This window comes from Kribbella polygonati, assembly GCF_050320105.1.
GTDB lineage: Bacteria > Actinomycetota > Actinomycetes > Propionibacteriales > Kribbellaceae > Kribbella.
Window position 1 is genome coordinate 1,998,683 of sequence record NZ_CP190129.1, and the last position, 20,250, is coordinate 2,018,932.

Below are 20,250 nucleotides of genomic sequence, written 5' to 3' on the forward strand. Positions count from 1 at the left end.
CAGCCTACGTCGTGGATGGTTGCCCGAACTCCCAGTGCCACGGCTCTTCCCGGTTGCGGCCCGGCTCGGCCCAGGCCGGGTGCACCCAGCCGTACGCCGGGGCGTTCGCCTTCATCCACAGGTACTGCGGGGTGCCGTACTTGTCGATCCCGCCACACAGGTCGACTGCGACGCCCCAGCCGTGGTTCGACGTACCGGGGAGGGCGGCCAGCGACGGCTTGCGCTGGTACAGGCTGACCTGGGAGGCGTAGGAGCGGTACGAGTCGGTGATGCACAGCGTCTTGCCGAACTGTGCGCGGTAGGCCGCGGCGAGCTTCAGATACGCCGTGGCCGCGTCGCAGCGGAGCATGTGGCCGGAGGCGATCGCGCAGAGCTTGCCGGCCGGGATCATGCCGTTGCTGTAACCGCCCCAGCCGGTGCTCGCGGAGCCGGTCGCCAGGAACGGCATCGGGTTCACCGGGTCGCCGCCGAGCCGGACCTCGAAGTGCAGGTGCGGGCCGGTCGTGTTGCCCTTGTCGCCGACGGCGCCGATCTGCTGCCCGGCCGTCACCTGCTGGCCGTCGGTGACGTCGACCCGGCTCAGGTGCGCGTACAGGGTCTCGAGGCCGTTGCCGTGGTCGATCCGGACCAGGTTGCCGGCCCAGGCCGGGTGCTCGACCCGGACGACGCCGGACGTGACGGCGCGGACCGGCGTACCGATCGCGGCCGGGAAGTCCTGGCCGGTGTGCGATCCGCTCGACCACTCCGAGCCCGACTGGCCGAACGGGGTGCCGATCTCGTACGTCCCGTCCGGCAGCGGCCAGGTCCAGGACCCGGAGCCGACGTCGTACGACGTGGCTGTGTTGCCGCAGCGGAAGGCGTACGCGTCGCTCGTGGCGACGGGCGCGACCTGGGGCTTCGTCGGGGCGCCGAGCGTCGGGCGGAGGGCGGCGTACAGGTTGTCGGGGACGCCGGTGACGACGACCGCGCCCTTGGACTCGTCGGCGGCGATCATCTCGCCGTTGTCGAGCGCGACGCCGATGTGCACGAGGCCGAGGGACTTGCTGCCCATCACGAGCAGGTCGCCGGGCTGGATCTGCGGGGTCGGGACGGCCTGGTAGTCCGGGTACACCTTGCCGACCAGGTTCGGGAGGGTGGTGTACGGCTCCCACGCGACGCGCGCGGCGCCGAGGCAGCCGTACTTGTCCGGGCCGGTCGCGGCGTCGCCGTACGGCTTGCCGACAAGGCTGAAGGCCTGGTCGACCGCGCGGATCGTCTCGGCGGACAGGACCCGCACCGTACGGCCGGCGGTCGTGACGGACGCGACCCCGGGGACGGCGCCACCGCGGCGGGTGAGCGGCGCGAGACCAGCCGGGAGCTTGGCCGGGTTCTTGAGCAGCGCGGCGGCCGGGGGAGTGATCTTCGCCGCGGTGAGCTCGGTGAGGTACGTCTTCCAGCGGGCGAGGGCCTGTGCGTCGCGGACCGTCTGGAGCTGTTGCGAGATCCCGGAGGCCACGTCCAGGTCGGCCGTCTGGTCGGCCATCGCGGCGGACGCGTCGGCGGCCTTCTGCTGGACCTGTTTGCTCAGCTCCTGCGCCTTGGCGGCGGCCTCGTTCGCGGCGGTGCGCTTCGTGGCCGCGTCCGCCTTCAGCCGGTTCGTCTCCGACTCGGCGGCCATCGCGGCGTTGTACTGCGCGACCTGGGTGCTGCCGAGCTGGACGATCGCGGTCTGCCGGTCGGCGATCTCCTGCAGGTTCTCGGCGACGGGCGCGAGCGACCAGAGCATGGACTCGGTGCCCATCACGGTCGGGATGCCCATCTGGTACGCCTGCGCGGTGAGCAGCCCGAGCTTGCGGCGCTCCTCGTCCGAGCGGCCTTTCGACGTACTCGCCGAGGCCTCGGCCTTCTTCGCGGCGCTCTCGGCGGCCTGGGCGTCCTTGAGGGCCTTTGTGTAGGCGATCGTGGCTTTGGCGAAGTCGGCCTGGACGGCGGCGGCCTCGGCCTGGAGCTGCTCGAGGGAGCGGTTCACGTCGGTCACGGAGGCGGGCGGCGGTTCGGAGGTGGTGGGCGTGGGGTCATCGGCGTACGCCGGCAGCGCCACGGCCGCCAGTAAGGTGCCGATCGCCGCGAAACGCAGCCCCCGGCGCTTCCCCAGATCCATCTGTCCCCCATGTTGCTCGCCTCACGCGCGCGACAAGCGTAGGCGTCGTACGGTCCTTACGGAACCCCGGCTAGCATTCACCCCATGGCCTCGCACTTTGACGTTGTTGTCCTCGGCGCCGGTCCCGGTGGGTACGTCGCGGCGATCCGCGCCGCCCAGCTCGGACTCAAGACCGCCATCATCGAGAAGAAGTACTGGGGCGGTGTGTGCCTGAACGTGGGCTGCATCCCCTCCAAGGCGCTGCTGCGGAACGCCGAGCTGTCGCACATCTTCCGGACGGAGGCGAAGACCTTCGGCATCTCCGGTGAGGTGAGCTTCGACTTCCCGACCGCGGTGCAGCGCAGCCGGAAGGTCGCCGACGGCCGGGTCAAGGGCGTCCACTTCCTGATGAAGAAGAACAACATCACCGAGTTCGACGGCTGGGGCTCGTTCACCGACGCGAACACGCTCGACGTGACGCTGAACGACGGCTCCTCGGAGACCGTCACGTTCGGCTCCTGCATCGTGGCGACCGGCGCGACCACCAAGCTGCTGCCGGGCACCCAGCTGAGCGACCGTGTCGTGACGTACGAGGAGCAGATCCTCACCGAGGAACTGCCCGGCTCGATCGTGATCGCCGGCGCCGGTGCGATCGGCGTCGAGTTCGCGTACGTACTGGCGAACTACGGCGTCAAGGTGACGATCGTCGAGTTCCTGGACCGGATGGTGCCGCTGGAGGACCCGGAGGTCTCCAAGGAGCTCGCGAAGGCGTACAAGAAGCTCGGGGTCGACGTGCTGACCTCGACCCGGGTGGACTCGATCGACGACTCCGGCGCCTCGGTGAAGGTCACGGTGACTGGCAAGGACGGCGTACAGAAGACGATCGAGGCGGACAAGGTCCTGCAGGCGATCGGCTTCCAGCCGCGCGTCGACGGGTACGGGCTGGACAAGATCGGCGTTGCGTTGACCGAGCGGGGCGCGATCAACGTCGACGGCTTCTGCCGGACGAACGTGCCGAACATCTTCGCGATCGGCGACGTGACCGCGAAGCTGATGCTCGCGCACGCGGCCGAGGCGATGGGCGTGATCGCCGCCGAGACGATCGCCGGGCACGAGACGATGGAGCTCGACTACGCGATGATCCCGCGGGCGACGTTCTGCCAGCCGCAGATCGCCAGCTTCGGGTACACCGAGGAGGAGGCCCGCAAGCTGGGCCATGAGGTCAAGGTCGCGAAGTTCCCGTTCACCGCGAACGGCAAGGCGCACGGCCTCGGCGACCCGACCGGCTTCGTGAAGGTGATCAGCTCGGCGCAGTACGGCGAGCTGCTGGGCGCGCACCTGATCGGCCCGGAGGTCACCGAACTGCTGCCAGAGCTGACGCTGGCGCAGAAGTGGGACCTGACCACCAAGGAACTGGCCCGCAACGTGCACGCCCACCCGACGCTGAGCGAGGCCCTGCAGGAGGCCTTCCACGGCCTCGAAGGGCACATGATCAACTTCTGATCGGAATTCCGGCGGGCCGGTGTCGATCTGGCACCGGCCCGTACGACGCTGGGGTATGACAAACGAACGCAAGGTCGTCGCGGCGTACTTCCTGTCCCTCGACGGCGTCGCCGACAAGCCGAACGAGTTCCTCACCGGCTGGGACGACGAGACCGACGCTGCCGGCGAGCAGCTGATCACCACGCAGGACACCGTCCTCCTTGGCCGCCGCACGTACGACGAGTGGGCCTCCTACTGGCCGACCAGCGACGTGGAGCCCTTCGCCTCCTTCGTGAACGCGGCCCCGAAGTACATCGCCACGTCACGCCCGCTCGACGACGCCTGGCCCAACTCCCACGCGATCACCGGCGACCTCACCGACTTCGTCCGCACCCTCAAGTCCCAGCCAGGCGGCGACATCGGCATCCACGGCAGCATCTCCGTCACCCGAACCCTCCTCACGGCAGGCCTCGTCGACGAACTCCACCTGGTCATCGCCCCCACCCTCGTCGGCACCGGCCAAAAACTCCTCGACGCCCTGGGCCCCATCAACCTCGAGACAATCCACGCCACAAAGACCACCGTCGGCCACCTCCTCGCCGACTACCGCGTGCTCCACTAGCGCTCGGACAGGTCGCCCAGGACCGGCTTGACGTCGATGATGGGGGTGTTGTCGAGGGCTTCGAGGTTGTTGACGTGGAGGCGGAGGCCGTCGGCTGCGAGGACGGTGACTCGGTGGAGGCCGAGTGGGTTCGGTCGGTCCGGTGAGCGGGTGCTGAAGACGCCGGTTGGTGGGCGTGACTGGTCGCCGCGCGGATGGACCTTCTGCAGCGTGCGATCGGCGCGGTCGAACCAGCTGATCAGGATCAGTTCGTCGCCGGCTTGGACGTCCGCCAGGGCGTCGCGTACGGACGCGTCGAACACCACCCACGCGTCGGGCGCCCCTTCGTCGCCCTGGCGTGGCGCGTCCGCCCGCTCCCGCAACGGCGACTCGACGCGGCCGACCGGCCGTACTCCGAACTCGACGGGGCGGAGGCCGCGACAGACCACGTCGGCGAGCTGATCCGGGTCCGGACCGTCGTACGTCAGGCAGCCGGCCATCAGCGCCTTCAGACCCGCGAACGTGACGGTGGGGTCGACCGCGCCGGCCTGCTGCGCGCCGGACAACAGCGTGCGCAGCCGGTCGGAGACGTTCACGTCGGCGGACGACGCGGCGCTCTCGATGTCGAACCCGCTGCCGGTCAGGGCCTCGGCCAGACCTTTGTGTACGGCGGCCTCCTCCAGCAGGCGGGTCAGGAGACCGAAGAACGCGGTGCCGGGATCGTGCTCGGCGGCCAGGCTGTCCGCGTGGGCGCTGAGCTGCCCCATCCGGTCGAGCAGAACGGCGGCGTACAGCGACTCCTTGGTGGGGAAGTGCCGGCTGACCGTGCCGGTGCCGACACCCGCGCGCCGGGCAATCTCGTGGACCGGCACGGACAGCCCTTCGGCCGCGAACGCCTCGGTCGCGGCCCGCAGTACCTGCTGACGGTTGCGCTGCGCGTCCGCACGCATCGGGCACCTCTCCTTGACAAACGGGATGGCCATCCCGTTTAGTCGAACCGGGACGATGATCCCGATTATCACCCAGATGGCGGTGCGGCGGAGGGAAGGGCCATGACAAGTCGTTGGACCGAGCAGGCGGTGCCAGATCAGAGCGGCCGGACGGTCGTCGTCACCGGAGCCAGTTCGGGCGTGGGGTACGAGACGGCACGGGTGTTCGCGCGGCACCACGCCGAGGTCGTGCTGGCGTGCCGTGACCTGCGGAAGGCCGACCGCACGAGGGAGCGGATCCTCGCCGAAACCCCCGCCGCGGCGGTGCGGACGCTGGAACTGGACCTGGCGTCCCAGGCCTCGGTTCGGCGAGCCGCGGATCGCCTGCGGCAGGACCGTTCGCGCGTGGATCTGCTGATCAACAACGCCGGGGCGATGTTCCGGCACCGCTCGGTCACCGAGGACGGGTTCGAACGGACGCTGGCGACGAACCATCTCGGGGCGTTCGCGTTCACCGGCCTGATCCTCGACCGGCTGCTCGACGCCCCGGGATCGCGGGTCGTGACGGTCAGCAGCGTCGGTCACAAGCGCGGCCGGATGAACTTCGACGACCCGCACTTCACCACCGGCTACCGGTTCAACCACGTGTACTTCCAGTCCAAGCTGGCGAACCTGCTCTTCACGTACGAGCTCCAGCGGCGGCTCGCCGCAGCGGGCACGTCGACGATCGCCGTGGCGGCGCATCCCGGCAACGCACGGACGGCGTTCGGCAGCGACCAACCGCTGATCCGGGTCGCGACCGATCCCCGGTGGCGGCTCTTCACCTCCTGGCTGTTGCAGGACCCCGCGACCGCCGCGCTGCCGTCGGTTCGCGCCGCCGTCGATCCTGCCGTGACGGGCGGCCAGTACTACGGGCCTGACGGCCGCAACGAGTGGACCGGACATCCCGTCCAGGTCGAGTCGATCCCGGCGTCCCACGACGCAGACGCCCAACGCCGCCTGTGGGAGTTGTCCGAGCGACTGACCGGCGTCGAGTACCCGCTCACCGTGCCGGCGCCCTGAGGTTCATCCGACCGGATAGCGATACACGGTCTGGAGCGGCTCGCCGGGGGTGTGGGCGTGGAAGGCGAGGCCAGGGTGGGCGTGTGGGTCGGTGACGGAGCCGGTGGTGGGCTCGAAGGGGAGGGGGACCGTCGACCGGATGCCAGGAGCGCCCAGGACGGGGTGGCCGGCGAAAGTGGTGGTGATTGCGTTGTGGACGTGGCCGGTGAGCAGCGCGGTGACCGGTTTGCCGGTCAGGACGTCCGCTAGGGCGTCGGGGTTCTCGAGCTTCCACTGGTCCATCACGGGGTGGTGGAGCACGAACGGCGGGTGGTGCATGGCGACGAAAGTCGGCCCGTCGAACGGTTCCGTCAACGTGGTGTCCAGCCAGGCGAGCGTGTCGTCCGAGAGGTAGCCGTGGTCGTGGCCCTCCACCGTGGAGTCGACGAGGACAAACCTGGCAGCGCCGACCTCGCGGACCTGGTGGACGGGATGGCCGTGGCCCGGGGCGGTGACGAGTGCGCGGAACGGCGTACTGACGTCGTGGTTGCCGGGCAGGACCAGCGTCGGTACGTCGAAGGTCAGCTCCCGCGCGACCTCGACGTACTCCTCCGGCAACCCGTGATCCGCCAGGTCACCCGTCACGAGTACGACGTCCACCGTCGACGCGCGCACGTACGACGTGATGAGCCGGAGCCGGTTCCGTGCCGCCTCGGAGCCGTCGAGGTGCGGGTCACTGAGGTGCGCGATCACATACACATCAGCACATTAGCCGCAGAATCCCGCCGATAGCGCCCCGCACGGCACCAGTCCGCCGCGTTCCAGCACGGGCCGCGCCTGCGACGACCGTACGTAGTCCAGGAACGCCGCCGTCAGTGACTTCGCCTCGGGCGCCTGGTACGTGTACGCGTGCTCGACCTCCCAGAACTTGTACGACCGGTCCGCGACCTTGGTCGTGTCCGGTACGACGTTGTCGATCGTCACCGCGGCCAGGTCCGGGAACTTCCGCGCGCTGCCGAGTTCGGCGTACCCGATCGCGCCGTCGATCTCGTTCACCCGGGTGAGCAGCTCGTCGGTCGTACCGACCTCGCAGCGGTGGTACTTCGCGGCCGCGGCGTCGTCGTCGCGCCGGCAGTCGTCGGACGTGATGCCGAGCTCCTGGTCGCCGCCGAGCACCTTCTCCCGGAACACCAGCCGCGACCCGGACGCCGGCCCGACCCGGCTGACCATCCGGATCGGCAGGTTCTTCCCGCCGACCTGGTTCCAGTTGGTGAGCTTGCCGGTGTAGATCTCGCGCAGCTCGCCGGTGGTCAGGCTGGTGACGCCCGCCGACCGGTTCACGACGACCGCGAACACCACGACCGCGATCGCCTCCCCGCTGAGCGTCGGCGCGTCCTCGGCCGGCCCGTCGGACATCGCGATCACCTTGCTCGCCGCGCCCGCGTCCTGCGCGCCGAGCGTCTTCAGGTCGAGCACCCCGCTCCGGCTGCCGTTGGCCGCGATCATGATGTCCGCGCCCGAGCACTGGCTCGCGTATGCGCTGCGTAGTTCGCTCATCGTCGGCTCGACCGCGGTCGACCCGATCACGCGGACCTGCCCGGCCGCGCAGTTGTCCGGCGGCCGCAGTACGTCGACCAGGAAGAACGCGACCAGCGCACCGACGAGCACCAGCGTGGTCGCACCGAAGATGAGCGTACGGCGACCCGGTCCGCGCGGCCGCGGCTCGTGATAGACGCCGCCGTTCGCCCCGCCGCCGGTCAGGTACCCGGAGTGCGTGATGCCCTTGCCGCGTCCGGACAGTACGAGCAGGAACTTGAAGTGGTCGCCGTGGTTGATCGAGAACCTGGGCACCACGAGCTTGTCCTCGTCGACGTAGGTCAGCGGATCGAGGCTCTCCTCGATCAGCGTGCCCGAGTCCGTGTGCGCCTCGACGACCTTCATCCGGACGATCTTGCGGCCCGGGAAGCCGAAGCCGAGCTCCTTCTTCATGTCCGCGGCGTCGATGTCGGTACCGGTGTTGTCCACCCGGAGCAGCACGATGCTCGGGTCCTGGACCACCTCGTTCTGGTGCCGTACCTCGACGTCGACAAGCTCGTGGGCCTGCCCCTGGCGCGGATGGACGCCGATCTGCGCGTCCACCTGGACGCGGTACACGAGCCGTTTGCGCCGCCAGACGTACCGGTCGAGCAGCCACACGATCGAGGTACCGACCAGCGAGACGAGGGCGATGACGGTGCCCAGGTCGATGTTGGCGAAATCGAACAACGCTGTCCTCACTTCTCCGGGAACGCAACGCTAGTGGCCGGTGGTGAACGCCTGCTTACGGTGCGATGACGCGCCGGGTGGGGACTTGGTCCGGACCGGGCGGTCTGAGAGATTTGGCGGCATGGCTGAACAGGTTGACGTGGTCGTTGTCGGGCTCGGTGTGGGCGGGGAGGAGACCGCCGGGCGGCTGGCGCAGGCCGGGCTGCGGGTGGTCGGGATCGAGTCCCGCCTGGTCGGCGGCGAGTGCCCGTACTACGGGTGCATCCCGAGCAAGATGATGATCCGGGCCGCGAACCTGATCGCCGAGACCCGCCGCGTCGACGGCATCGCCGGTACGGCGACCGTGCGGCCGGACTGGGCACCGGTCGCGAAGCGGATCCGCGAGGAGGCCACCGACACCTGGAACGACCAGGTCGCCGTTGACCGCCTGGCCGGCAAGGGCGCGACTGTGATCAAGGACGTCGCGACGATCACCGGGCCGAACACGGTCCGCGCCGGCGACACCGAGTACGAGGCGTCCCGCGGCATCGTGATCGCCACCGGCACGGTCCCGTCGATCCCGCCGATCGAGGGCCTCGCCGGTACGCCGTACTGGACGAACCGCGAGGCGATCGAGGTGGAGACGCTGCCGGCCTCGATGCTGATCCTCGGCGGCGGCGCGATCGGGATGGAACTCGCGCAGGTGTTCGCGCGCTTCGGCGTCCGGGTCACGGTGATCGAGGGCGCTCCTGAGGTGCTGGCGATGGAGGAGCCGGAGTCCGGCGTACTGGCCCGCGAGGCGCTGGAGCGCGACGGTGTGACGTTCCGCCGGGGCGCGCACGCGCAGCAGGTCGGGTACGCCGGCGGCGCGTTCACCGTGACGCTGGAGGACGGGAGTACGGCGACCGGCGAGAAGTTGCTGGTGGCAACGGGCCGCCGGGTGGCGACCGCGGACCTCGGTATCGGCAAGCTCGGGCTGGACCCGGCCGCGCGCCGGATCGAGGTCGACGAGCACGTCCGCGCGGGCGACCAGGTGTGGGCGGTCGGCGACGTCACCGGGGTCGGGGCGTTCACCCACAACGCGATGTACCAGGCCGACATCGCGGTCCGCGACATCCTCCGGGAGCCGGACGCGCCGACCGCGAGCTACCACGCGATGCCGCGCGTGACGTTCACCGACCCGGAGATCGGCGCGGTCGGGCTGACCGAGAAGCAGGCCCGCGACGCGGGGCTGAACGTCCGTACCGGCTCCACGCCGATCCCGGCCTCGACCCGCGGCTGGATCCACAAGGCCGGCAACGAGGGCTTCATCAAGGTCGTCGCCGACGCGGACCGCGGCGTGCTGGTCGGTGCGACGAGCGCGGGCCCGACCGGCGGCGAGGTGCTGAGCGCGCTGGCGGTGGCCGTGCATGCCGCCGTCCCGGTGAACAGTCTGCGACAGATGATTTACGCGTACCCGACGTTCCACCGGGCGATCGGCGAAGCTCTCAAGTTCTAGTTGCGAATCGGTCGCAAATAGATCAAGAATAACGGCGTGCATGTTCCTGACGGGTTCTTCGACGCCCCCACGTCCGTCGCCACCGGCCTGATCGCGGCTGGGGCGGTCGGCGTCAGCCTGCAACGGGCGAGCCGCGAGCTCCGCGAGACCGGTCCGGCGCTGGCCGGGCTGACGGCGGCGTTCGTGTTCGCGGTGCAGATGGTGAACTTCCCGGTCGGCGCCGGCACCAGCGGTCACCTGCTCGGCGGTGCGCTGGCGGCGGCGCTGGTCGGGCCGTGGACCGCCGTACTGGTGATGTCCACGGTCCTGCTCGTCCAGGGCCTGCTGTTCGCGGACGGCGGGCTGACCGCGCTGGGGACGAACATCACGCTGATGGGCCTGATCACGGTTCTCGTCGGGTATGTCGTGACCCGCGCGCTGCTGAAGGTCCTGCCGCGGCGCGTCGGCAGCGTCGTACCGGCGACCACTGTCGGCGCGCTGGTGTCGGTCCCGGTCGCGGCGCTGGCATTCACCGGGCTGTACACGATCGGCGGTGCGGTCGACATCCCGGTCGGCCGGCTCGCGACCGCGATGGTCGGCTGGCACGTCCTGGTCGGCATCGGCGAGGCGGTCATCACGGCCGCCGTCCTGAGCGCGGTGGTCGCGACCCGGCCGGACCTGGTGTACGCCGCGCGGCACCTGCGGCCGGACCTGGTCCTGGTCGATGCCGACGGCAACAGTTCGACCGTGTCGCCGGACCGCTCGGTGGCCGTGAAGCCGGCCGGTCGTTCGCTGGGAGTCGGGATCGCTGTCACGCTGCTGGTCGCGGGCGGGCTGAGCCTGTTCGCGAGCGCGCATCCGGACGGGCTGGAGTTCGTCGGCGCGAAGCTCGGGTTCGACAGCGCCGCGAAGGACTCCGCGGTGGCGAGCAGCCCGCTGGCCGACTACGGCGTCCACGGCATCGGCAACGCGCAGGTGTCCGGTGCGCTGGCCGGGATCATCGGCGTACTGGTGACGATCGTGGTCGGTCTCGCGATCGCCAAGCTCGCCTCGCTGAGGGCCGGCAAAGCATCGTGAGTGGGGACGGCCTCCTCGTCTCGGTCGACAGCCCGGTGCACCGCGTGCCGGCGCAGGTGAAGCTGGTCGCGCTGTTCGTGTTCGTGCTCGCCGTGGTCTCCACCCCGGCCGCGATCTTCTGGGCCTTCGGGGTGTATGCCGCGTTGCTGGTCGGCGCGCTGGTCGCGGCGAAACTGCCCGCGACCGTCGTACTGCGTCGGCTCACGGTGGAGACGCCGTTCATCGTGTTCGCGCTGCTGCTGCCGTTCGTTGCCACCGGCCCGCAGATCGACGTACTCGGCCTGCACCTGTCGGCGTCCGGCGTACTCGGCGCGTGGAACGTGCTGGCGAAGGGCACGCTCGGCGTCGTCGCGGCGATCCTGCTGTCGGCGACGACCGCGCCACGGGACCTGCTCGCCGGGCTCGAACGGCTGCGGCTCCCGGCGACGCTGGTGGCGATCCTGTCGTTCATGGTCCGGTACCTGAGCGTGGTCTCGGACGACCTGCACCGGATGCGGGTCGCTCGCGAGTCCCGCGGGTACACCGGCGGCCGGGTCGGTCACCTGAAGGCGGTGGCCGGGGGAGTGGGCGCGCTGTTCGTCCGCAGCTTCGAGCGCGGCGAACGCGTGCACCTGGCGATGCGGTCGCGCGGGTACACCGGCCGGATGCCGCTGCTCAGCGCCCAGGGCGCGTCGAGCGCGCAGTGGGCCGAGGGGCTGACGATCTCCCTGCTCGCGGTGGCCATCGCGGTCACGGCCAGGGTCGTGGCCTGGTGAACGCGATTCAGGTCGAACGGCTGGTGTTCGCGTACCCGGACGGCCGGCAGGCGCTGTACGGCGTCGACTTCACCGTGCGGCGCGGCCAACGGGTCGCACTCCTCGGTCCGAACGGCGCCGGCAAGACCACGCTGGTCCTGCACCTGAACGGCATCCTCGGCTCGGTCGCCGGCGGCACCGGCAGCGGCCGGATCCAGATCGGCGGCACCGCCGTACACCGCGACCACCTGACCGCGATCCGTCGCAAGGTCGGCCTGGTCTTCCAGGACCCTGACGACCAGCTCTTCATGCCGACCGTCAGCGACGACGTCGCCTTCGGCCCCGCGAACCTCGGCCTCCGCGGCGCCGAACTGGACGCCCGCGTCCACGAGGCCCTCGTCCAGGTGGGCATGCAGGCCCACGCCGACGTCGCGCCCCACCACCTGTCCTTCGGCCAGCGCCGCCGGGTCGCCGTCGCCACGGTCCTCGCGATGCGCCCCGAGGTCCTGGTCCTCGACGAGCCCTCCAGCAACCTGGACCCGGCCGCCCGCCGCGAACTCGCCGACATCCTCGCCGGCCTGGACGTGACGCTGCTGATGATCACCCACGACCTCCCGTACGCCCTCCAGCTCTGCGAACGCAGCCTGCTGATGAACAACGGCCGCATCGTCGCCGACGGCCCGACCCGCGACCTCCTCGGCGATCCGGACCTGATGGCTGCGAACCGGCTCGAACTGCCGTACGGTTTCGATCCACTGTCCGTCGCAGGACCGGAGCGCCCGTGAAGATCACCGCAGTCCACGTAGACGTCACCTCCGAGCCGAAGGCGCATCCGGTCCGGGACGCGATCCAGTTGCTCGACCGGGACGGGGTCACGCGGGTGCGGATCGAGACCGACGAGGGCGTGACGGGGGAGAGTACGACGTACTTCGGGCGGGTCGAGTCGTCGCCGGCGGTGCTGGCGAAGATCGTCCGGGAGCAGTTGGCGCCGGTGATCGTGGGGGAGGACCCGACGGTGATCCGGGGGATCCGCGAGCGGTTGCGGGAGCTGACGGACTACCAGGGGTCGGCGGGGTTGTCGGCGTACGGGATGTCGGCCATCGACCAGGCGTTGTGGGACCTGCTCGGGAAGTCGCTCGGGGTGCCGGTGTGGAAGTTGCTCGGGGCACGGCGGACGGCGATTCCGGCGTACGCGATGGTGGGCTGGCTCGAGCTGGATGTCGCGGGGCTCGAGCGGGTGTCGGCGCGGGCCATGGAGCAGGGCTTCCGGGGCGTGAAGATGAAGGTCGGCGGCGGGCCGCTGACCGAGGACGTCCGGCGGATCAAGGCGGTCCGCGCGGTGATCGGGCCGGACGCGCCGCTGATGGTCGACGCGAACCAGGCCTTCGGGTACGCCGAGGCGCTGCGGCGCGGGCGGGCGTACGAGGACCTGGACTGCCGCTGGTACGAGGAGCCGCTGGCGGCGGGCGACACCGAAGGGCACGTGCGGCTGGCGGAGAAGCTGGACATCCCGATCGCGACCGGCGAGAACCGGTACGGGCAGGCCGCGTTCCGGGACCTGATCGCGCGCGGCGGCGCCGGCGTCGTACAGCCTGATCTGCGCCGGGCCGGCGGGGTGACGGACTGTTTCGAGATCGGGCTGATGGCGGCCGGGTTCGGGGTGCCGTACGCGTCGCACGGCGGCGGGCCGCACATCCACGTGCTCGCGGCGTTGCCGAACACCATCTACGTGGAGAGCGGGCTGCTGCCCGAAGGTGCTCGGCTCGTCGACGGCTGTTATCCCTTGCCGTCGGCACCGGGGCTGTCGGCTAGTTGGTGACCGTCACCGGGAATCCACGGTGAGTTTGTTACCAGGCCCTTGTGTGTTACTCACGGGTCAGAGAAGGTGACGTTGAGTACTTCAGTCGCCACACTTCGCCCCCAAAGGTGGTCCGCCCATGAAGTCCATCGCCAGTCTGCTGTCCGCCGCGGCCCTCGGCGCCGCCGCCCTGCTGATCCCGGGGGTCGCGCACGCCGCGGCCCCGAACTACGTCGCGCTGGGTGACTCCTACGCCTCCGGCGTCGGCACCCGCACCTACATCTCCTCGAGCGGCTCGTGCCAGCGCTCGACCAAGGCGTACGCGTACCTCGACGCCGGCCGGATCGGCGCGAACCTGACGTTCGTGGCCTGCTCCGGCGCGAAGGTCGCCGACGTCACCGCCAACCAGCTCCCGTCCGTGACCAGTGCCGCGAACATCGTCTCGGTGCAGGTCGGCGGCAACGACGCCGGGTTCTCCTCGGTGATCACCGAGTGCGCGAAGCCGTCCTGGCTGGGCGACTGCAACAGCGCGGTCGCGAGCGCCCAGTCCATCATCAACAACACCCTGCCCGGCCGGCTGAACAGCCTGTACGCGTCGATCAAGAGCCGCGCGTCGTCCGCCAAGGTCGTCGTGGTCGGGTACCCGCGGCTGTTCAACGGCACCGACTGCAACGCCGGCACGTTCTTCAGCGGGGACGAGATGACCAAGCTGAACGCGACCGCCGACCTGCTGAACTCGAAGCTCGCCGCGGCCGCGAGCGCCGCCGGGTTCGCGTTCGTGAACCCGACCTCGAAGTTCATCGGGCACTCGGTGTGCGGCAACCCGGAGTGGATCAACGGCCTGTCGAACCCGATCAGCGAGTCGTACCACCCGAACGTGACCGGCCAGGCGGCGTACGCCGATCTGGTCCAGCCCGCGCTCTGACCGAACCCGCACAGGTGCCGTCCTCCGGGCGGCACCTGTTGCGTTCGGAGATGCGGAACTGCCGAGTTCGTGGTGTCATGCAGGGGTGGCGCGGAGGTCCGTCGACTGGTTGCTGGCGGCCAGGATGCAGGCCAACTGCCTCGCGCGTCCGGTGAACGAGGCCGGCCCCGGAGGGGTGGCCGACGTCGTACGCCGGACGGGGGGACTACAGGCCCAGACCTGGCGGGGTGCGGCGTACGCCGTGCGCGCCCGGTCCACCGCGACCACCTTCGCCGACGTGACGCACGCGCAGGTCACCGACCGCTCGGTCGTCCGCGGCTGGTTCATGCGCGGCACGCTCCAACTCGTCCCGGTCGAGGACGCCGGCCCGCTGCTCGGGCTGCTCGGTCCGAAACTCGTCAAGGACACCGAACGCCGGTACGCCGAACTCGGCCTGCCGGACCGCACCCGCGCCGCGGCCGCCGACGTACTCGAAGAACACCTGCTGCGGCGCGGCCCGTCCAACCGCGCCGAGCTGGCCGACGTACTCGTGCAGGCCGGGCTGATCCCGCATCCGAAAGGCCAGGCCGTCTACGCGCTCATCCGGTACGCCGGACTCCTCGGCCGGCTGTGCTACGGACCCGGCGAGACCTGGGTCGCGGTGTCCGACTGGCTGGGCAAACCCCTCGTCCTGGAAGGCGATCTCGAAGCCGTCGCCCTCCGCTACCTGACCGCCTACGGCCCGGCCACCGCCCGCGACTTCGCCACCTGGGCCGGCCTGCCCGTACCGCAGGCCCGCCGCGCGATCACGTCCGTCGCGACCATGACGTTCGATGTCGACGGCACCGAGCTGTCCGCCGTCGAGGATCTGCCCGGCTGCCAGGAGGTCCGGATGCTCGGCGAGTTCGACGCGTATCTGCTCGGGTACCAGAACCGCTTCCAGGAGCTGCCGAACGCGATCTTCCCCGGCGGGGGAATGCTCAGCCCGGCGGTGATCCGGGCCGGCCGGGCGATCGGCGCGTGGAAGCACGCCGACCTCTCGACCGACCTGTACGAACCCGCCGACCTAACCGACGAGCTCGCCGACCTCGCGCGGTTCTGACACATACTTGCGGAGGTGCTCCGCGGTCACCGTGGGGCTGCTCTCCACGAGATCGGCAGGCGTACCGGTGAAGACGACCTGGCCGCCCGCGTGCCCGGCGCCCGGGCCGATGTCGATCAGCCAGTCCGCGTGCGCCATCACCGCCTGGTGGTGCTCGATCACGATCACCGTGTTGCCCTGGTCGACCAGGGTGTCGAGCATGCCGAGCAGCTTGTCGACGTCGGCCAGATGCAGTCCGGTGGTCGGCTCGTCGAGGATGTAGATCGATCCGGTCCGGCCCATGTTGATCGCCAGCTTCAGCCGCTGGCGTTCACCGCCGGACAGCGTCGTCAGCGGTTGCCCGAGCCCGATGTACTCCAGCCCGACCGTCGCGAGCCGGTCCAGGATCGTCCGCGCCGTACCCTTCGGGAAGAACTCACGGGCCTCCGCGACCGTCATCCGCAGTACCTCGCTGATGTTCTTGCCACGCAGCCGGTACTCGAGCACCTCCGCGGTGAACCGGGCACCGTTGCAGTCCTCGCACACGGACGCGACCTCGGCCATCATCGCGAGATCCGTGTAGACCAGCCCGATGCCCTTGCACGTCGGGCAGGCACCGACCGAGTTCGCGCTGAACAGTCCGGGCTTCACCTTGTTCGCCTTCGCGAACTCGGCCCGGATCGGGTCCAGCAGACCCGTGTACGTCGCCGGGTTGCTCCGCTTCGACCCGCGGATGGGCTCCTGTCCCGCGACGATCACGCCGTCCCGGCCGGCCAGCGAGCCGTGGATCAGCGAGCTCTTCCCGGAGCCCGCAACGCCGGTCACCACGGTCAGTACGCCGAGTGGGACGTCCACGCTCACGTCCCGCAGGTTGTGCAGCGTCGCGTTCGCGATCACCAGCTGCCCGGTGGGACGCCGTACGTCGTCACGCACGTTCACCCGGTGGTCGAGGTACTGGCCGGTCAACGTCCCGGACGTCTTCAACCCGGCGAGATCGCCCGCGTAACAGAGCCGTCCGCCCGCGAGACCCGCGCCCGGGCCGAGGTCGACGATGTGGTCGGCGATCCGGATCGTCTCGGGCTTGTGCTCGACGACCAGGACCGTGTTGCCCTTGTCCCGTAGCTGCAGCAGCAGGTCGTTCATCTGCTGGATGTCGTGCGGATGCAGCCCGACCGTCGGCTCGTCGAACACGTAGGTGACGTCGCTCAGGCTCGATCCGAGATGCCGGACCAGCTTCACCCGTTGTGCCTCGCCGCCGGACAGCGTCGACGACTCGCGGTCCAGTGACAGATACCCGAGCCCGATCGTCACGAACGACTCCAGCAGGTGCCGCAACCCGTCGAGCATCGGCCCGACTCCGGAGTGCTTGACCCCGGCAACGAACTCGGCGAGATCGCTGATCTGCATCGCCGAGCACTCGCCGATCGTCCGCCCGTCCACGGTCACCGCCCGGGCCGCCGCGTTCAGTCGTACGCCGTGGCACTCGGGGCAGGTGTGCTGCCGGATCGCGCGCTCGGCGAAGGCCCGCGCGTGGCTCTGCATCGACTGCGGGTCCTTGCTCAGGTACTGCCGTTTGAGCTTGGTGATCAGCCCCTCGAAGGTCAGGTTGCTCTTCCCGACCCGGATCTTCGTCGGCTCCTGGTGGAGGAACTGCTGCCACAGCTCGTCCGGGTACTCCTGCAGCGGGAGGTCCGGGTCGAACAGCCCCGACCGCGCCATCAGTTGCCACGGCCAACTGTCGACCGCGTAGCCAGGTGCCTTGATCGGGCCCTGGTTGAGGCTCTTCTCGCGGTCCACCAGTTCGTCGAGATCGAACTCCGTGGTCCGGCCGAGGCCCTCGCACAGCGGGCACATCCCTTCGGCGCGGTTGAAGCTGAACACCGACGGCGGCCCGGCGTACGGCGTCCCCGCGCGGCTGAAGAGCACGCGGAGCATGGTGTGCGCGTCGGTCGCCGTACCGACGGTGGAGCGGGCGTTCGCGCCGATCCGCTCCTGGTCGACGATGATCGCGGCGGACAGGTTCCGCAGCGCGTCCACGTCGGGGCGGCCGAGGCTCGGCATGAAGTTCTGCACGAAAGCGGTGTAGGTCTCGTTGATCAGCCGCTGCGACTCGGCTGCGACGGTGTCGAAGACGAGCGAGGACTTGCCGGAACCGGAGACCCCGGTGAAGACGGTGAGCCGGCGTTTCGGAATGTCGAGCGAGACGCCGGCGAGATTGTTCTCGCGGGCGCCGCGCACCTGGATGACGTCATGACTGTCAGCAGGAAGCATCCTTCAATGGTGTCATTGAAGCGACCGTAGGAACTTTACCCGAATCGGGGCGCTGCCAGCCTGGGGTAAACCCTCAACGCCGTCAGGAAGGTTGGCGGGCCACCCCGGTGACCGCGTCGAGGAGTTCCTGCAACTGCGAGGCCAGTTGGGCGCGCCCGCCGGGGGAGAGCGACGCGACCAGTTCGGACTCGCGAGTGAGGACCTGGTCGACGGTCCGCTCGATCAGGTCGTGGCCGGCCTGGGTGAGCGCGACGAGTACGGCGCGACTTCCGTCGTCGGCCGGCCGCCGCGTGACCAGTCCACTGTCCTCCGCACGCGCGACCCGCTGCGAGATCGCGCCCGCGGTGACGAGCGTCCGCCGGGTCAGTTCCCGCGTACTCAGCTCGTACGGCGTGCCCGCGCGGCGCAGCACGCTGAGCAGGTCGAGCGTGGCCGGATCGACGCCGGCGTCCGCGAGCACCCGGCGGCGGTCGTCGGCGAACAGCTTCGCCAGCCGCCACAGGGGTGTGACGATCTCGATCGAGTCGGTCGGCGTCCCGGGCCGCTCACGCTGCCACGCCCGGGCGATCTCGGCCGCCGGGTACGGGCTCGGGGCGTCGAGCGGGTAGTTGTCGGTCACAGCCACCATGCTACGTTTAGAGCTAAACATTTAGACCTAAACGTAGGGGACGAGATGCGAACGATCGTGGTGACCGGGGGAGCGACCGGGATCGGCCGAGGGACGGCGGCCCGGTTCCGCGCGGACGGGGACGACGTCGTGATCACCGGGCGGCGGGCCGACGTACTCGCGAAGACGGCGGACGAGCTCGGCGCCAGGGGAGTGGTGTGCGACGCGACCGACCCGGCGCAGATGGAGCGACTGCTGGGGGAGTTGCCCGAGCGGATCGACGTACTGGTCAACAATGCGGGCGGCAACACGGACTTCGGCCGCCCGGACGGCGATCTCGCGCAACTGAAGGCGAACTGGCTCGCCAACCTGGAGGCGAACCTGATCAGCGCGGTCCTCACGACCACCGCGCTCGCGCCCCGGCTGACCACCGCTGTCGTCCACCTGGGCTCGATCGCGGGCGGCCGCGGCCCGGGGTCGTACGGCGCCTCGAAGGCCGCGCTCGCGCTCTGGAACGCCGACGTCGCGGCCGACCTCGGCCCGCGGGGCGTCACGTCGAACGTCGTCGCACCGGGCTTCACCGCCGACACCGAGTTCTTCCAGGGCCGGCTGACCGGCGAACGCCGGGAGACGTTGCTCCAGGCAACCTTGACGAAACGCGAGGGGCAGGTCGAGGACATCGCCGGGACGATCCACTTCCTGGCCTCGCCCGCCGCCCGGCATCTCACCGGCCAGGTGCTGCACGTGAACGGCGGGGCCTTCGTCACCCGTTGACGGCTGACAACGTGGGCCAGGTGTGACAATGGGCGACATGCGTCCCACCGTCAAAGATGTCGCCAAGCTGGCCGGGGTGTCGCCGAAGACGGTGTCGAACGTGATCAACGGCGTCGTGTTCGTCCGCCCGGAGACCCGCGCGCGGGTGGAGAGCGCGCTCACCGAGCTCGACTACGTGCCGAACATGAGCGCCCGCGGCCTGCGCAACGGCCGCTCCGGCATGATCGCGCTGGCGCTGCCCGACCTGCTTCGCCCGTACTCCGCGGAGGTCGTGCATCTGGTCGTCGAACTGGCCCACGAGCGCGGCCTGGGCGTGCAGATCGAGCAGACCGCCGCCGAACCGAACCGTGAGTTCGAGCTGCTGTCCAAGGCTCGCGCGTACCTGGTCGACGGGCTGATCCTGAACCCGGTGAACCTCGACGACAGCGCGGTGATGTCGGCGGGCCCGCTGCCGCCGGTCGTGCTGATCGGTGACGTCGACCAGGACGTGGTCAGCCAGGTCGCGATCGACAACGTCGCCGCCGCGCGCGACATGACCAAGCACCTGCTCGCACAGGGCTGCCGCCGGATCGTTGCCGTCGGCACACCCGAGATCCCGCGTGGTTCCAGCGGCGAAGGCGTGCTCGTCGGCTCGGCCGAGTCCCCGGGTACGGCGGCCTCGCGGCTGCGCACCGCCGGGTACTGCGAGGCGCTCGCGGAGGCCGGCGTACCGATCGATCCGGCGCTGCAGATCCCGCTGGACCGGTGGCGGCCGGAGGGCGCGGCGACCGTGGTGGCGAAGTACCTGACCGAGCACGAGCTGCCGGACGCGTTCTTCTGCTTCACCGACTCGATGGCCTCCGGCACGCTGTCGGCGCTGTGGGGCGCGGGGATCGACATCCCGGGGCAGACACTGGTCGCCGGGTTCGACAACATCCTCGAGAGCCAGTTCATGATCCCGCCGCTGACCACGATCGACTTCGACCGGCGGGCCTTCGTCGCGGCCGCGCTGGACCTGCTCGAGGAGCGGATGGCGGACCGGAACGCCCCGGCGCGGCGGGTGATGATCCCGCACCGGGTGATCGAGCGCGCCAGCACCGCACGCTAACGGATACGTTTACACAAAATCACA

General features: G+C 70.1%; 18 protein-coding genes. 12 read left to right on the top strand and 6 right to left on the bottom strand.

Annotated elements, in window-relative coordinates; translation table 11 throughout:
• Positions 1-4 precede the first annotated feature (4 nt).
• The gene (locus tag ACQHIV_RS09375; RefSeq protein ID WP_427893081.1) at positions 5-2,140 is read right to left on the bottom strand and encodes a peptidoglycan DD-metalloendopeptidase family protein; all 2,136 of its coding nucleotides are present in this window, start codon (positions 2,138-2,140) and stop codon (positions 5-7) included.
• Between the two features lie 84 nt (positions 2,141-2,224).
• On the opposite strand from ACQHIV_RS09375, the gene lpdA reads away from it, so the two are divergent.
• Both lpdA and ACQHIV_RS09385 read left to right on the top strand, forming a co-directional pair.
• Positions 2,225-3,622, top strand: a complete 1,398-nt coding sequence (lpdA, locus tag ACQHIV_RS09380; protein WP_427893082.1) for a dihydrolipoyl dehydrogenase — start codon at positions 2,225-2,227, stop codon at positions 3,620-3,622.
• Positions 3,623-3,677: 55 nt separating this feature from the next.
• Positions 3,678-4,223 (top strand): dihydrofolate reductase family protein, encoded by a 546-nt coding sequence (locus ACQHIV_RS09385; protein ID WP_427893083.1) that lies wholly within the window; start codon positions 3,678-3,680, stop codon positions 4,221-4,223.
• Here the strand turns inward: ACQHIV_RS09385 and tsaA are convergent.
• Entirely contained in the window at positions 4,220-5,152 is a 933-nt protein-coding gene (tsaA, locus tag ACQHIV_RS09390) for a tRNA (N6-threonylcarbamoyladenosine(37)-N6)-methyltransferase TrmO (RefSeq protein WP_427893084.1), read from the bottom strand. The genes ACQHIV_RS09385 and tsaA overlap by 4 nt on opposite strands.
• 102 nt (positions 5,153-5,254) lie before the next feature.
• Here tsaA and ACQHIV_RS09395 point away from each other — a divergent pair, with 102 nt between their 5' ends.
• A complete protein-coding gene (locus ACQHIV_RS09395; RefSeq protein ID WP_427893085.1) occupies positions 5,255-6,193 on the top strand; it encodes an oxidoreductase in 939 nt (312 codons plus the stop codon).
• A 3-nt stretch (positions 6,194-6,196) separates the two neighbouring features.
• Here ACQHIV_RS09395 and ACQHIV_RS09400 read toward each other — a convergent pair whose 3' ends face one another.
• Positions 6,197-6,931 carry a metallophosphoesterase gene (locus tag ACQHIV_RS09400; RefSeq protein WP_427893086.1) on the bottom strand — a complete coding sequence of 245 codons (735 nt, stop codon included), beginning with the start codon at positions 6,929-6,931 and terminating at the stop codon, positions 6,197-6,199.
• A 9-nt stretch (positions 6,932-6,940) separates the two neighbouring features.
• Positions 6,941-8,437 carry a PstS family phosphate ABC transporter substrate-binding protein gene (locus tag ACQHIV_RS09405; protein ID WP_427893087.1) on the bottom strand — a complete coding sequence of 499 codons (1,497 nt, stop codon included), beginning with the start codon at positions 8,435-8,437 and terminating at the stop codon, positions 6,941-6,943.
• Between the two features lie 121 nt (positions 8,438-8,558).
• Between ACQHIV_RS09405 and ACQHIV_RS09410 the strand changes: the two genes are divergently transcribed.
• From ACQHIV_RS09410 to ACQHIV_RS09440, 7 genes are all read left to right on the top strand, one after another.
• Positions 8,559-9,914, top strand: a complete 1,356-nt coding sequence (locus ACQHIV_RS09410) for a dihydrolipoyl dehydrogenase family protein (protein WP_427893088.1) — start codon at positions 8,559-8,561, stop codon at positions 9,912-9,914.
• A gap of 36 nt (positions 9,915-9,950) precedes the next feature.
• Entirely contained in the window at positions 9,951-10,970 is a 1,020-nt protein-coding gene (locus ACQHIV_RS09415) for an energy-coupling factor ABC transporter permease (RefSeq protein ID WP_427893089.1), read from the top strand.
• Positions 10,967-11,725: a cobalt ECF transporter T component CbiQ gene (gene cbiQ / locus ACQHIV_RS09420; RefSeq protein WP_427893090.1), complete on the top strand. Its 759-nt coding sequence runs from the start codon at positions 10,967-10,969 to the stop codon at positions 11,723-11,725. The genes ACQHIV_RS09415 and cbiQ overlap by 4 nt, the downstream gene beginning before the upstream one ends.
• Entirely contained in the window at positions 11,722-12,489 is a 768-nt protein-coding gene (locus ACQHIV_RS09425; protein ID WP_427893091.1) for an energy-coupling factor ABC transporter ATP-binding protein, read from the top strand. The genes cbiQ and ACQHIV_RS09425 overlap by 4 nt, the downstream gene beginning before the upstream one ends.
• Positions 12,486-13,523, top strand: coding sequence for a mandelate racemase/muconate lactonizing enzyme family protein (locus ACQHIV_RS09430; protein ID WP_427893092.1), 1,038 nt, complete (start codon positions 12,486-12,488; stop codon positions 13,521-13,523). The genes ACQHIV_RS09425 and ACQHIV_RS09430 overlap by 4 nt, the downstream gene beginning before the upstream one ends.
• Before the next feature lie 118 nt (positions 13,524-13,641).
• Positions 13,642-14,427, top strand: coding sequence for an SGNH/GDSL hydrolase family protein (locus tag ACQHIV_RS09435; protein WP_427893093.1), 786 nt, complete (start codon positions 13,642-13,644; stop codon positions 14,425-14,427).
• Between the two features lie 85 nt (positions 14,428-14,512).
• Entirely contained in the window at positions 14,513-15,508 is a 996-nt protein-coding gene (locus tag ACQHIV_RS09440; RefSeq protein WP_427893094.1) for a winged helix DNA-binding domain-containing protein, read from the top strand.
• Here the strand turns inward: ACQHIV_RS09440 and ACQHIV_RS09445 are convergent.
• Complete coding sequence (locus ACQHIV_RS09445; RefSeq protein ID WP_427893095.1) at positions 15,473-17,758, bottom strand: ATP-binding cassette domain-containing protein; 2,286 nt, start codon at positions 17,756-17,758, stop codon at positions 15,473-15,475. The two genes, ACQHIV_RS09440 and ACQHIV_RS09445, sit on opposite strands and share 36 nt — an antisense overlap.
• Positions 17,759-17,840: 82 nt before the next feature.
• A complete protein-coding gene (locus ACQHIV_RS09450) occupies positions 17,841-18,377 on the bottom strand; it encodes a MarR family winged helix-turn-helix transcriptional regulator (RefSeq protein WP_427893096.1) in 537 nt (178 codons plus the stop codon).
• 54 nt (positions 18,378-18,431) lie between these two features.
• Between ACQHIV_RS09450 and ACQHIV_RS09455 the strand changes: the two genes are divergently transcribed.
• Both ACQHIV_RS09455 and ACQHIV_RS09460 read left to right on the top strand, forming a co-directional pair.
• Positions 18,432-19,139 carry an SDR family NAD(P)-dependent oxidoreductase gene (locus ACQHIV_RS09455; protein WP_427893097.1) on the top strand — a complete coding sequence of 236 codons (708 nt, stop codon included), beginning with the start codon at positions 18,432-18,434 and terminating at the stop codon, positions 19,137-19,139.
• Positions 19,140-19,176: 37 nt separating this feature from the next.
• Positions 19,177-20,226 carry a LacI family DNA-binding transcriptional regulator gene (locus tag ACQHIV_RS09460; RefSeq protein WP_427893098.1) on the top strand — a complete coding sequence of 350 codons (1,050 nt, stop codon included), beginning with the start codon at positions 19,177-19,179 and terminating at the stop codon, positions 20,224-20,226.
• Positions 20,227-20,250: the final 24 nt, after the last annotated feature.